The organism is Frigoribacterium sp. CFBP9029 (assembly GCF_034045305.1).
Taxonomy (GTDB): domain Bacteria; phylum Actinomycetota; class Actinomycetes; order Actinomycetales; family Microbacteriaceae; genus Frigoribacterium.
Window position 1 is genome coordinate 198,658 of record NZ_JAXCWB010000004.1, and the last position, 12,618, is coordinate 211,275.

General features: G+C 72.4%; 13 protein-coding genes. 7 read left to right on the top strand and 6 right to left on the bottom strand.

Annotation, left to right across the window (positions count from 1 at the left end):
- Positions 1 to 44 precede the first annotated feature (44 nt).
- The 7 genes from SOM11_RS07575 to hemL all read left to right on the top strand — a co-directional run bounded on the left by SOM11_RS07575 (position 45) and on the right by hemL (position 6,494).
- Positions 45 to 272 carry a DUF3618 domain-containing protein gene (locus tag SOM11_RS07575; protein ID WP_192061165.1) on the top strand — a complete coding sequence of 76 codons (228 nt, stop codon included), beginning with the start codon at positions 45 to 47 and terminating at the stop codon, positions 270 to 272.
- A 99-nt stretch (positions 273 to 371) separates the two neighbouring features.
- Positions 372 to 1,154, top strand: a complete 783-nt coding sequence (hemQ, locus tag SOM11_RS07580) for a hydrogen peroxide-dependent heme synthase (protein WP_192061164.1) — start codon at positions 372 to 374, stop codon at positions 1,152 to 1,154.
- Positions 1,151 to 2,374 (top strand): ferrochelatase, encoded by a 1,224-nt coding sequence (locus SOM11_RS07585; protein WP_243215011.1) that lies wholly within the window; start codon positions 1,151 to 1,153, stop codon positions 2,372 to 2,374. The genes hemQ and SOM11_RS07585 overlap by 4 nt, the downstream gene beginning before the upstream one ends.
- Positions 2,375 to 2,378: 4 nt before the next feature.
- Complete coding sequence (gene hemC, locus SOM11_RS07590) at positions 2,379 to 3,365, top strand: hydroxymethylbilane synthase (RefSeq protein ID WP_192061163.1); 987 nt, start codon at positions 2,379 to 2,381, stop codon at positions 3,363 to 3,365.
- Entirely contained in the window at positions 3,362 to 4,144 is a 783-nt protein-coding gene (locus SOM11_RS07595; protein WP_320477667.1) for a uroporphyrinogen-III synthase, read from the top strand. Before hemC ends, SOM11_RS07595 begins: the two co-directional genes overlap by 4 nt.
- On the top strand, positions 4,144 to 5,133 hold the full coding sequence (gene hemB, locus SOM11_RS07600) for a porphobilinogen synthase (RefSeq protein ID WP_320477668.1): 990 nt from the start codon (positions 4,144 to 4,146) through the stop codon (positions 5,131 to 5,133). The genes SOM11_RS07595 and hemB overlap by 1 nt, the downstream gene beginning before the upstream one ends.
- Positions 5,133 to 6,494, top strand: coding sequence for a glutamate-1-semialdehyde 2,1-aminomutase (hemL, locus tag SOM11_RS07605; RefSeq protein WP_320477669.1), 1,362 nt, complete (start codon positions 5,133 to 5,135; stop codon positions 6,492 to 6,494). Before hemB ends, hemL begins: the two co-directional genes overlap by 1 nt.
- Before the next feature lie 465 nt (positions 6,495 to 6,959).
- Here the strand turns inward: hemL and SOM11_RS07610 are convergent, their stop codons facing one another.
- From SOM11_RS07610 to SOM11_RS07635, 6 genes are all read right to left on the bottom strand, one after another.
- A complete protein-coding gene (locus tag SOM11_RS07610; protein ID WP_320477670.1) occupies positions 6,960 to 7,793 on the bottom strand; it encodes an ABC transporter ATP-binding protein in 834 nt (277 codons plus the stop codon).
- Positions 7,790 to 8,479, bottom strand: coding sequence for a GntR family transcriptional regulator (locus SOM11_RS07615; protein WP_320477671.1), 690 nt, complete (start codon positions 8,477 to 8,479; stop codon positions 7,790 to 7,792). Before SOM11_RS07615 ends, SOM11_RS07610 begins: the two co-directional genes overlap by 4 nt.
- A gap of 184 nt (positions 8,480 to 8,663) precedes the next feature.
- Complete coding sequence (locus SOM11_RS07620; protein ID WP_244637232.1) at positions 8,664 to 9,353, bottom strand: GntR family transcriptional regulator; 690 nt, start codon at positions 9,351 to 9,353, stop codon at positions 8,664 to 8,666.
- A gap of 135 nt (positions 9,354 to 9,488) precedes the next feature.
- Positions 9,489 to 10,520, bottom strand: a complete 1,032-nt coding sequence (locus SOM11_RS07625; RefSeq protein WP_192061158.1) for an acryloyl-CoA reductase — start codon at positions 10,518 to 10,520, stop codon at positions 9,489 to 9,491.
- Positions 10,521 to 10,530: 10 nt separating this feature from the next.
- Complete coding sequence (locus tag SOM11_RS07630; RefSeq protein ID WP_192061157.1) at positions 10,531 to 11,979, bottom strand: SPFH domain-containing protein; 1,449 nt, start codon at positions 11,977 to 11,979, stop codon at positions 10,531 to 10,533.
- 66 nt (positions 11,980 to 12,045) lie between these two features.
- Complete coding sequence (locus tag SOM11_RS07635) at positions 12,046 to 12,537, bottom strand: hypothetical protein (protein ID WP_320477672.1); 492 nt, start codon at positions 12,535 to 12,537, stop codon at positions 12,046 to 12,048.
- Between the last annotated feature and the right edge of the window lie 81 nt (positions 12,538 to 12,618).

Here is a 12,618-nt window from a genome sequence, read left to right on the forward strand (position 1 = left end):
GCTCCCTCCTTCTCCGCACCTCCTCTGCACCGATCGGAACCATCGTGAGCGACACGAACGACATCCAGGGTCACATCGACAAGACGCGCGCCGAGCTGGCCGCCACGTTGAACGAGATCGAAGACAAGCTGAACGTGCCCAAGCAGCTGGGCGCCGCCGGTCAGCGCGCGAAGGCCTCGTACGAGCACGACAAGTGGCCCTGGCTGGCCGGTGCCGGTGTCGTGGCGTTGACCGTCGGCGGCATCCTGGTCGCTGTCGTCAAGCGCCGATAGTCCCTCCCCGGAGGCCCCTCCGCGAGGGGTTCTCCACCGTTCTCTCGAACTGGAAGTACCTGGTTGGGCTCCCAGCCGGGAGAGGGGGAGAATAGCCGCATGAGTACCAGCGCCGACGGGTCGGCACCCGTGTTGCCGACGTCAGATTCACCCGCCGCCCCCTCACCCGAGGCGCCGTCGCCGGCCCCGACCGACGCGTCGTCGTCGGCCGGTGGGGGCGAGCGTCTCGGCTACACCCTGTGGGCCGTCCTCCGACGCGACCTCCAGAACCCGTTCGCACCCGACGAGGCCGACGCCGAGGCGCTCGACGCGGTCGTCGCATCGCTGGCCGCCGACGGGGTCGTCGTCCGGGGGTTCTACGACGTCAGCGCCCTGCGCGCCGACGCCGACATCATGATCTGGCTGCACGGCGAGGTGCCCGAGGCCATCCAGTCGGCCTACCGGCGGCTGCTGCGCACCGACGCCCTCGGCGGTCTCCTCCCGACCTGGAACGCCATGGGCATGCACCGCGATGCCGAGTTCTCGCGCAACCACAGCCCCGCCTTCATGCGCGGCAAAGAGCCCGAGACATGGCTGACGGTCTACCCGTTCGTCCGCAGCTACGAGTGGTACCTGCTGCCCGAGGCCGAGCGCCGTCAGATGCTGGCCGATCACGGCAAGCAGGGCTCCGAGCACCGCGCGGTGCTGACCAACACCGTCGCGAGCTTCTCGCTCGGCGACTACGAGTGGATCCTCGCACTCGAGGCACCCGAGCTCGTGCAGCTCGTCGACCTCATGCGCGACCTGCGCTACACCGAAGCCCGCCGTCACGTCCGTGAAGAGATCCCGTTCTTCACCGGCCGACGGATCACCACCACCGAGATCATCGAGGTTCTGTCGTGACCGACACCAGCGGAATCACCAACGGCGAGCTCGTGCGCAACGCCACCCCGGCGGCCGAGCGCGGCCCCGAGCACGTCTCCGAGCCGACCGACTACGACGCGATCCTGCTGGCCGGCTTCGGCGGGCCCGAGGGCCAGGACGACGTCATCCCGTTCCTCCGCAACGTCACCCGGGGTCGCGGCATCCCCGAAGAGCGGCTCGAAGAGGTCGCGACGCACTACCGCCACTTCGGCGGCGTCAGCCCCATCAACCAGCACAACCGCGAGCTCAAGGCCGCCCTCGAGGCCGAGCTCGAGCGTCGTGGCATCGACCTGCCCGTCGTCTGGGGAAACCGCAACTGGGATCCCTACATGGCCGACGCGGTGCGCGAGGCCGACAGCCGCGGGTTCCGCAAGCTGATCGCCGTCGCGACCAGCGCCTACTCGTCGTACAGCTCGTGCCGCCAGTACCGCGAGGACTTCGCGATGGCGCTCGACGAGACCGGTCTCGCCGACACGATGCAGATCGACAAGGTGCGTCAGTTCTTCGACCACCCCGGCTTCGTCCAGCCGTTCATCGACGGTGTGCGCGACGCCCTGCTGAAGGCCCGCGCCGAGATCGACGGCCTCGATCTGTCGAGCGAGATCCAGGTGCTGTTCGCGACGCACTCGATCCCGTCGACCGACGCCGCGAAGAGCGGCCCGCAGTCGCGCGGCTTCGACGACGACGGCGCCTACGCCGCGCAGCACAAGGCCGTGGCCGAGGTCGTCATGGCGGCCGCCGAGGCCGCGCTCGAGCTCGAGATCCCCGAGGGCGGCGGCAGCACCGTGCCGTGGCAGCTCGTCTACCAGTCGCGCAGCGGCCCGCCGTCGATGCCGTGGCTCGAGCCCGACATCAACGACGCGATCGACGACCTCGCCGGTGGCCCGACGCGCGCCGTCGTGATCGTGCCGCTCGGCTTCGTCAGCGACCACATGGAGGTCATGTGGGATCTCGACAACGAGGCCCTCGAGACGAGCGAGAAGAACGGCTTCTGGGCCGTGCGCACGCCGACCCCCGGCATCGACCCGAACTACGTGACGGGCCTGGTCGACCTCGTGCTCGAACGCCGTGACGGCGTGCCGGTCGAAGACCGCCCGCACGTGACCGATCTCGGCCCCTGGTACGACGTCTGCCGCCCCGGGTGCTGCGAGAACGTCCGTCTCGGCTTCAAGCCCGCCCTCTCGGGTCTGGTGCCCTAGAGCTGTGACGACACTTCGCATCGGAACCCGCGGCAGCGCACTCGCCGTCGCCCAGTCGACCACGATCGCCGAGCGGCTCGCCCGCGAGACGGGCGCCGACGTCGAGCTCATCCGCATCAAGACCGAGGGCGACCGCACCCAGGCGACGGGCGAGTCGCTCGCCAGCCTCGGGGGCACGGGCGTCTTCGCCAGCGCACTGCGCTCGGCGCTCCTGGTCGACGAGTGCGACGTGGTCGTCCACAGCCTGAAAGACCTGCCGACCGCCTCGCACCCCGGGCTCGTCATCGGCGCGACACCCGGTCGTGCCGACGCCCGCGACGCGCTCTGCGCCCGTGACGGCTTGACCCTCGAGACCCTGCCGCAGGGCTCCCGGGTGGGCACGGGGTCACCGCGTCGCGCCGCCCAGCTGCTGGCACGACGACCGGATCTCGAGGTCGTCGACATCCGCGGCAACGTCGACACGCGCCTCCGCCGGGTCGGAGACGATCTCGACGCCGTCCTGCTGTCCGCCGCCGGTCTGGGGCGTCTCGGGCGCCTCGACGCCGCGACCGACCTGCTCGGTCTCGGCTGGTGGCCGACCGCCCCCGGCCAGGGCTCGCTGGCCGTCGAGGTCCGCGAGGGCGACCCCGACGAGACCCTCGCCCGCGGCCTCGCCGCGATCGACGACCGCGACACGCGTCTGGTCGTCTCGGCCGAGCGTCAGGTGCTGGCGCGGCTCGAGGCGGGGTGCGCCGCGCCGATCGGCGCCTCGGCCGTGGTCGACGCCGGTCTGCTGCTGCTCAGCGCCACGGTCTACAGCCCCGAGGGCGCCGGCACGGTCAGTGCGTCGCACGCCGTCTCGCTCGACGACGGACCGCTCGAGACGCAGCTGGTCGACGTCGCCGAGGTCGCCGGTCGTGTCGTCGACGAGCTGCTCGAGCTCGGGGCGGCCGAGCTCGCCCCGATCGGCGGCGGGCCCTCCGGCGGAGACCCCGTGGGGAGCGCCTCGTGACGGTCGAGCGGCCACTCAAGGGCACCCGCGTCCTCGTGCCCCGGGGCGGCAAATGGGGCGACGGTGTGGCCGCGGCGCTCCGTGCGCACGGCGCCGCCCCGGTCATCGCCCCGATGATCAACTTCGCACCCGCCGAGACGCCCGAGCTGCTCGCGGCCGCCCTGGCACGACTCGAGGCCGGCGTCTACGACTGGCTCGTCGTCACGAGCGCCACCACGGTCGACGTCCTCGTCGGCAACGGCATCCGGCCCCCGGCCTCGACCCGCATCGCCGCCGTCGGCGAGACGACGGCCGCGGCCCTGACGCTGTCCGGGTACCGCGTGGACTTCGTGCCCGAGGGCGACAACTCCGCTCGGGGTCTCGTCAAGGAGTGGCCCCGAGACGACGTCCAGGGTCGCGTGCTCGTGCCGCAGTCCGACCTGGCCGAGCCGACCCTCGTCGCCGGTCTCTCCGAGCGCGGCTTCGACGCCGAGTTCGTCGCCGCCTACCGCACCGTCGGCGTCGAGGTCTCCGAGCCCGTCGCGACCGGCGTCCGCTCGGGCGACATCGGCGTCATCCTCATCACCTCGGGCAGCGTCGCCCGGCAGATCGCGGCGCAGCTCGCCCCGCTGCCCGCCAGCACACTCGTCGCCTGCATCGGGCCGCGCACGGCGTTCGACGCCCGCGCCGCCGGCTTGCCGGTGCACCTGATCGCCGAGACCCGCTCGGCGGCCGCCCTCGTCCAGGCCGTGGTCGACCACGCCCTCGACGGACGCCACTCCGATCCCGAGAAAGACTGATGTCAGAGTTCCCCCGCGTGCGCCCCCGTCGGCTGCGCGCCACCCCCGCCCTCCGCCGGCTGACGGCCGAGACGCGCCTCCACCCGTCCGACCTCGTGCTGCCCATGTTCGTGCGAGAGGGCATCGACTCACCCGCCGAGATCTCGTCCATGCCGGGTGTCGTGCACCACAGCCTCAGCAGCCTCCCGCATGCGGTCGCCGAGGCCGCCGAGGCCGGTGTCGGCGGCGTCATGCTGTTCGGCGTGCCGCTGGAGAAGGACGCCGTGGGCTCGGGGGCCACCGACCCCGAGGGCATCCTCAACGTCGCGACCCGGGTCGCCGTCGACGCGGCGCAGGGCGCCCTCGTCGTGCAGACCGACCTCTGCCTCGACGAGTTCACCGACCACGGCCACTGCGGCGTCCTCGCGGCGGACGGCTCGGTCGACAACGACGCGACGCTCGAGCGCTACGACGCGATGGCCGTCGTGCAGGCCGAGGCGGGCTCGCAGCTGATCGGCATGAGCGGCATGATGGACGGCCAGATCGGCTCGGCCCGCGACGCCCTCGACGAGGCCGGCTTCTCGAACACCGCGTTGCTGGCGTACTCGGCGAAGTACGCCTCGGCGTTCTACGGGCCGTTCCGCGAGGCGGTCCAGTCGACGCTCGTGGGCGACCGCCGCACGTACCAGCTCGACGCGGCCAACGGCCGCGAGGGCCTCCGCGAGGTCGACCTCGACATCGCCGAGGGCGCCGACATCGTCATGGTGAAGCCGGCCATGAGCTACCTCGACGTGCTCGCCGAGACCGCCGCCACGAGCACCGTCCCGGTCTGGGCGTACCAGATCAGCGGCGAGTACGCGATGATCCAGGCCGCCGCCGCCAACGGCTGGATCGACCTCGACGCCGCGTCGTACGAGAGCGTGCTGTCGATCAAGCGCGCCGGGGCCGACGCGATCCTGACGTACTGGGCGACCGAACTGGCCACGCGCCTCCGGGAAGGACGCATCTGATGGGCATCGACCGCGACGACCGCACCAACGACGGCTTCTTCGCCCGAGCGAAGCGCTCCATCCCCGGCGGAGTGAACTCGCCCGTCCGCGCCTACGGCTCGGTCGGGGGCACGCCCCGGTTCCTGGTGGGTGCGAAGGGGGCCTACGTCACCGACACCGAGGGTCGCGAGTACGTCGACCTGGTCGCGTCGTGGGGTCCGGCCATTCTCGGCCACACGCACCCCGAGGTTCTCGAGGCCGTGCAGCAGGCGGCCGCGCGCGGCCTGTCGTTCGGGGCGTCGACGCCGGGTGAGACCGAGCTCGCCGAGCTCGTGCGCGAGCGCGTCTCCGTGGGCGACGCCCGGCCGATCGGCAAGATCCGCATGGTGTCGACCGGCACCGAGGCGACCATGACCGCCATCCGACTCGCCCGCGGCTTCACGGGTCGCGACCTGCTGGTGAAGTTCGCCGGTCACTACCACGGCCACTCCGACTCGCTGCTGGCCGAGGCCGGCTCGGGTGTCGCGACGCTCTCGATGCCCGGCTCGGCCGGCATCACCGAGGCGACCGCGGCGCAGACCCTCGTGCTGCCGTACAACGACCTCGACGCCGTCCGTCAGGCGTTCGCCGAGCACGGACCGCGGATCGCCGCCGTCATCGTCGAGGCCGCCGCTGCCAACATGGGCGTCCTCGCCCCGCGACGCGGGTTCAACCGCAGTCTCTCCGAGATCACCCGCAGCAACGGCTCGCTGCTGATCGTCGACGAGGTGCTGACCGGGTTCCGGGTCGGGCCCGCCGGCTGGTGGGGTCTCGAGGCCGCCGACGTCGTCCCCGACGGCAGCGGGTGGGAGCCCGACCTCGTCACCTTCGGCAAGGTCATCGGCGGGGGCATGCCGTTGGCGGCGCTCGGCGGACGTGCCGACGTGATGGACTACCTCGCCCCTCTCGGCCCCGTCTACCAGGCCGGCACGTTGAGCGGCAACCCGGTCGCCGTGGCGGCCGGCACGGCGACGCTCCGACTGGCGACTCCCGAGGTCTACGCGACGCTCGACGCGGTCGCCGACCGGCTGTCGGTCGCCGTCTCGGAGGCCCTGTCGGCCGAGGGCGTCGAGCACACCGTGCAGCGCGCCGGTTCGCTCTTCTCGTTCGCCTTCACACCCGACGCCCCGCGAGACTACGACGACGTACGCGCCCAGCAGACCTGGCGCTACCCGCCGTTCTTCCACGCGATGCTCGACGCCGGGGTGAACCTGCCGCCGTCGGTGTACGAGGCCTGGTTCGTCACGGCGGCGCACGACGAGACGGCGGTGTCGCGCATCCTCGACGCGCTGCCCGCAGCCGCCAAGGCCGCCGCGGCCGCGACGGCGCCCGCCGCCGGCTAGCGGCTGGGCCGCTAGTCGGCCCGGCCCGCTCATCGAAGTGACCCGAAAGGGGCATCGGCACCGGCCGAGGGCCCCTTCCGGGTCACTTCGATGCCGCCGGGCGGCCCCGCGGGGTGCGCGTCGCCGGCCGGCCTGCCCCGGCCCGCCGCAAGCATCGAACTGACCCGGAGGGGGTGTCGGCACCGGCCGAGGGCCCGTTTCGGGTCGCATCGATGACGCCGGCCGGCCCCGCGGGTCGCGGTCGGCCCATGAGGCGCGGCTGCGGCCGCGACCCGTGTCATCGAAGTGACCCGGAGGGGGCGTCGGCACCGGCCGAGGGCCCGTTTCGGGTCACATCGATGAAGCCGGGCGGCCCCGCCAGGTGCGCGTCGCCGGCCGGCGGCCCCGCTGGGCCCTTCCCGGCCCGCCGCAAGCATCGAAGTGACCCGAAAGTGGCATCGGCACCGGCCGAGGGCCCGTTTCGGGTCACATCGATGAGGCCGGGCGGCCGCGCCGGGTGCGCGCAGACCAGCGGCCGGCGACGCGCTCGATCACCAGCGGGTGGTCGAACGCCGCCGAGACGAGCTCCGAGGTCAGCACGTCGTCGGCCGGCCCCTGCGCGAAGACGCGCCCGTCGCGCAGCAGCACCGCGTGACTCGTGCTGGCCGGCAGATCCTCAAGATGATGCGTGACCGTCACCGAGGCGACGTCGGGGTGGCTCGCCCGCACCTCGTCGAGGGTGTCGAGCAGGTGCTCGCGCGCGGCGACGTCGAGACCCGTCGCGGGCTCGTCGAGCAGCAGCAGCGCGGGCGACGCGAGCAGCGCGCGGGCGATCAGGGCGCGACCCCGCTCTCCTTGCGAGAGCACCGACCAGCGGGCCGTGGAGCGGGCCCCGAGTCCGACGGAGGCGGTCAGCGATCGCGCCCGCGCCTCCTCGGCGGGTGTCGGCGACCAACGGGCGACGGGGTCGCTGCTGCCGGTGAGCCCGGTCAGCACCACCTCGAGCACCGTGTTGTCGCGCAGCATGCGATGCCGCGGGTCGACGTGGCCGATGCGCCGGCGCAGCTCGCTCAGGTCGACGCGACCGAGCCGCCGCCCCAGCACGTCGACCGTGCCCGAGGTGGGGTGACCGAGGGCGCCGCAGAGGGTGAGCAGCGTCGTCTTGCCCGCCCCGTTCGGACCGATCAGGGCCCAGTGCTCGGCGGCCCGCACGCGCAGCGAGACGCCGGCGAGCAGATCGCGACCCGCACGGGCGACCCGGACGTCGGCCACGTCGAGCACCACCGGTGCGGTGCTCGACGTGATCGACGTCGGCGTCACGAGAGGTAGACGCCCGCCTCGCGGACCTGCTCGTGGAACTCGGCCAGACGCTCGGGCTGCGTGCGGACCGCCTCGGCCGCGGCCTCAGCGTCACCCCCGGCCACCGCGTCGCGCAGCGTCTTCGTGAACGCGAGGGCGGCGTCGAAGTCGAACAGACCCTGCGACGACGGGCGACGGATCAGCAGCAGGAGGCGCGGGCCGGTGTTCGCCCACAGTCGCGCCAACGAGGTGCTCGCGCTGGCCTCGAGCAGCAGCTCGTTGAAGCGGACGAGCGCCCGGTCGTCTTCGGGCTTCTTCGCCGCGAACGCCTTCGCGCGGGCGTCGAGGATCTTCAGGGCCTCGGTGCGCTGAGCGGCACCCAGACGCGCGACACCGCGCTCGACGAAGAGCGCCCAGACGGCGTAACCGACATCGATGGTGTCGACGAACTCGTCGAAGGTGGGGTGCACGATGCGCGTGTACCGGTTCGCCTCGATGTCGACGAGCGCCTGGTCGGCGAGCTTCGCGATGGCCTCGCGGACGGGCGTGCGCGAGACGCCGAGCCAGGCGACCAGCTGGTCGTCGTTCAGTCGTTCGCCGAACTCGAGGGTGCCGTCGATGATCGCGTCGAACATCTTGTCGTAGACGACGTCGCGCAGCAGGCGGCGGGGGGCGGGCGGCTGGTCGGTGAGCGTGGGGATCGGCATCGGGCACTCCTGGGTCGGGCGGAGGGTGGGAGGTGCGGGCCGACTTCCCTGCGTCGGCCCGCACATGAGGCGGTGCTGTGGTGCGGTGCTGCGGTGCTGCGGTGGTGCGGTGGTGCGGTGGTGCGGTGGTGCGGTCTTACGGTCTTGCTGTGGTGCTGTGCTGCGGCTCAGTGTCCGAGCGGGGTCACGACGGGGTCGAGAGGAGGGCCCCGTCGACCTCGACGGCCTCGAGGTGGCGGAGGTTCGCCTCGTTCAACGGGATGAACGCGGCGATGGCGAGGTCGATGTCGCGTCGGCGCACGGCCTCGCGGATGCGGTTCAGGAAGTCCGTCGTGAGCTCCCACTGCCAGTGGTTGAGCACGGGCTTCGACATGAACATGACGCGCGCGTTGACGAGGCGCTCGGCGCTGTCGAGCAGCGGGTTGCCGACCTTCGTGCGGAGGTACGCCGGCACGGCCTGGAAGTCGCCGAGGCCGCCGACATCGCGGGCGTCGAGGCGGCGGAGGGCCGTGTCGACCAGGGCCGTGAACTCGTCGACGTCGGAGTCGGAGAGCAGCGGGATCGCCCACCGCGCCGTCAACTCGTTCAGCCCGGCGTACACCTGCAGCGCGTGCCGATAGAGATCGAAGTCGGGCATCGCGATGCGCGTGTAGCGGTTGGCCTCCATCTCGACGAGGCCGTAGTCGACCAGCTTGGCGATCGCCTCGCGGATGGGCGTGCGCGAGACGCCGAGCCAGGTGACCAGCTCGTCGTCGTTGAGGCGCTCGCCGGGCTGCAGCGTGCCGTCTTCGATCGCGGACAGCATCTTGTCGAACACGACGTCACGGAGGAGGCGGCGGGGGGCCGGGTTCTCGGGGCCGGTGGGGATGGGCATGTATCAGACCTTCAATGCGCGAGGAAGTATCGATTATCCGGTACTTTACTCGACCGCTGCGAACCGTGTCGAGGCCCCACGCTCACGGCCGCGCCCTCGGGGCCGACCCTCGGGGTTCCGCCGGAGGCCGTCGTGTCAGGCGCCCACGCGCACGACCGTGCGTCCGCGCACGCGCCCGGCGACGATCTCGGGGCCGAGCGCGACGACCTCGTCGAGGGTCGTCTCGGTGGTCAGCGAGTCGAGCAGCTCGAGGTCGAGGTCGGTCGCGAGCCGTGACCACGCCTCCTGGCGGAGTGCCAGGGGGGCCTGCACCGAGTCGATGCCCGCCAGGGTGACCGACCGCAGGATGAACGGCAGCACCGTAGTCGTGAGGTCCGAGCCCTGAGCGAGGCCGCAGGCCGTGACCGTGCCGCCCCAGGCGGTCTCGGCGAGCACGCTCGCGAGGGTCGTGCTGCCGACCGAGTCGACGGCACCTGCCCAGCGGGGGCGTCGGAGCGGCTTCCCCTGCTCGCCGAGCTCGGCACGGTCGATGACGGACGAGGCGCCCAGCGACCGCAGGTACGGCCCCAGCTCGTCGGCCCGACCCGAGGAGGCGGTGACCGAGTACCCGAGTCGACTCAAGACGGCGACGGCCACCGACCCGACACCTCCGGCGGCGCCGGTGACGACGATCTCGCCGTCGCCCGGCCGCACGTCGCGCTCGAGACGGAGCACGCTGAGCATCGCGGTCAGACCGGCCGTGCCGATCGCTGCCGCACGCCGGGCGTCGATGCCGTCGGGCACGGCGACGAGCGTGGCGGTGTCGACGACGGCGCGTTCGGCGTAGCCGCCGTCTCGCGTCTCGCCGAGACCCGCGCCCGTGGCGACCACCAGGTCGCCGACCGCGAACGACGCGGGCGACGCGGGCGACGCGGAGGCGGATGAGGATGCGCCGCTCGAGACAGGCCCGACGGCCGCGATCGTCCCGACGAGGTCGATGCCCGGCACGAGCGGGCTGACCCGTGCGACGCCCGGGTCGCCCGCGAGGGCGAGCCCGTCTTTGTAGTTCAGGCCCGACCAGAGCACGTCGACGACGACCTGGCCGGGGTCGAGGCCGTCGCCGTCGGGCCCGGGCCCCACCTCTCGGAGAGACGCGGGATGACCCTTCTCGACGACGACGGCTCGCATGGGCGTCAGGCTACGCGGAGTCGCGCGGCGTGGTGCTGCGCGGCGTGGTGCCGAGAGGCGACGTGCCGACGGTCGAGTCGGTCGCCGCGCCGGCACGCCCGCCCAGGAACCCGCCCAGGGCACCGACGAGGTCGAGACCCGTCGTGGCCTTGACGACGTCCTGCAGCTGCGTCATGTTGTTCGCCACCGACTTGGTGAGCTCGTTCGCCCCGTCCGTCGACACGACGGTGAGGGTGTCGATGTTGCTCATCGGCGCCGCCATCTCGCGGGCGATGTCGGGCAGGCGCGAGATGACCTGCGACGCGAGCGCCGCCTGGCCGAACTTGCCCTGCGCCTCGGCGAGGGCGTCGACGGCCTCGGCCTCGGCCAGACCCTTCGCCTTGATGGCCGCGGCCTCGGCGCGACCGGCGGCCTCGACGGCTGCGGCCTCGTTCTCGGCGGCGGCGCGGGCGGCGTCGGCGAGCTGCGTGCGGCGGAACGCCTCGGCCTCGACGGCGGCGTTGGCGGCGTCGCGCTCGGCCTCGGCGTTCTGGACGGCGGCGTACGCGGCGGCCTCGGCGGGCTGACGCACGTCGATGTTCAGGCGCTCCTGGTTGACCTTGGCCTGCTCGGCGACGGCGATGCTCTCCTGCTCGGCGACCAGCTTGTCTTGAGTGGCACGGGCCAGCTCGCCGGCGGCGGAGGCCTCGGCGTTGGCGCGGTCGGTCTCGGCCTTGATCTGCGCCTGGCGCACGTCGAGCTGCAGCTGACGCTCGGCGGTCTGCTGCGTGTTGCCGATGCGGGCCAGGGCGGCGATGCGCTCGGCCTCCGCCTCGGCGACGTCGGCGTTCTGCTTGGCGACGGCCGCCTCGGCGCGACCGCGGTCGGCGAGGTAGGTGCTGCCCGGGGTCTCGATCTCGCGGATGTTCATCGTCTCGATCTGCAGACCGAGCTCGGCGAGCTCGCCCTTCGTCTCGTTGACGGCGTCGGCCGCGAGGCGCGAGAAGTTCTTCACCAGGTCGTCGACCGGCTGCCCGCCGATCAGACCGCGGATCGAGCCCTCGAGCGACTGCTGCACGATGACCGGCAGCTGCTGCTGCTGCAGCAGGTAGCGCTGGGCGGCGCGGCGCACGCCGTCTTCGGTGCCGGTGACCTTGAAGTTGACCGTGGCCTTGACCGCGGTGCGGATGTAGTTGGCGTCGATCGCCTGGACCTCGACGGGGGTCTGGTACTGCTCGAGGCTGAGCTTGAAGCCCTCCTGGAAGATGGGCCAGACGAACGTGCGGCCCCCGATGATCACCTTCTGCGGGCTCGAGATGCCACCGCCCTCGGAGCGCTCGGCACCACGGCCGACGACGATCAGCGCCTCGTTCGGCGGGACGCGGCGCACGCGGCTGGCGATGAACGACAGCAGCGCGATGGCGATGACGACCGCGACGACGATGGCGACGACGCTGGTGTTGCCGGAGATGAAGTCCACAGGGCTTCTCGTTTCTCTTTCGGTGGTGCAGGGCGGTTGTCGGGGGGCCCGGCGGGCCGGGGGAGCCTAGGAGGCGCGGGTCGGCTCGGAGTCGTCGCGCACGACCTCGACGCGCGGCCCGGACTCGGCCACCACGCGGATGCGGGTGCCGCGCTCGATGCGCACGTCGCTGACGGCGAGACGCCGTTCGAGTTCGCGGACGCCGTCGAGCCGGACCTCGCCGCCGGTCGGCGTGATGGTCTCGGTGGCGGTGCCGACGAAGCCGACGGGCGACCAGTGGCCGCCGGTCTCGCGTCTGGTCACGCGGCGGATGACGATCTGGATCAGCACGAGGGCGACGAGCGCCATCGCGACGGCGATCGCGTACGTCCACCCCGGGGGCAGACCGCTCTGCAGCGTGACGATGCCGGCCAGGCCGAAGATGGCGAGCGCCGCGCCGACGCCGACGCCCGAGACGAGGCCGTCGCCGATGTCGAAGACGTCGAGCAGATCACCCACGACGATGCTGACCAGGAGGACGACGAGCCCCACCGACCCGACGACGATGAACGTGACCATGCATCGAGACTGTCAGATGACGACGCCTCGCGCCTCGCCTGCACGGGGGAATGTGGACGGATCCGTCCGTGTGGAGGCGAC

Bases quoted from the DNA above. Each gene is read 5' to 3' on its own strand.
- hemQ (WP_192061164.1), top strand. From the start codon at position 372: ATGAGTACCAGCGCCGACGGGTCGGCACCCGTGTTGCCGACGTCAGAT.
- hemB (WP_320477668.1), top strand. From the start codon at position 4,144: ATGTCAGAGTTCCCCCGCGTGCGCCCCCGTCGGCTGCGCGCCACCCCC.
- hemL (WP_320477669.1), top strand. From the start codon at position 5,133: ATGGGCATCGACCGCGACGACCGCACCAACGACGGCTTCTTCGCCCGA.
- SOM11_RS07620 (WP_244637232.1), bottom strand. From the start codon at position 9,353: ATGCCCATCCCCACCGGCCCCGAGAACCCGGCCCCCCGCCGCCTCCTC.
- SOM11_RS07615 (WP_320477671.1), bottom strand. From the start codon at position 8,479: ATGCCGATCCCCACGCTCACCGACCAGCCGCCCGCCCCCCGCCGCCTG.
- SOM11_RS07625 (WP_192061158.1), bottom strand. From the start codon at position 10,520: ATGCGAGCCGTCGTCGTCGAGAAGGGTCATCCCGCGTCTCTCCGAGAG.
- SOM11_RS07635 (WP_320477672.1), bottom strand. From the start codon at position 12,537: ATGGTCACGTTCATCGTCGTCGGGTCGGTGGGGCTCGTCGTCCTCCTG.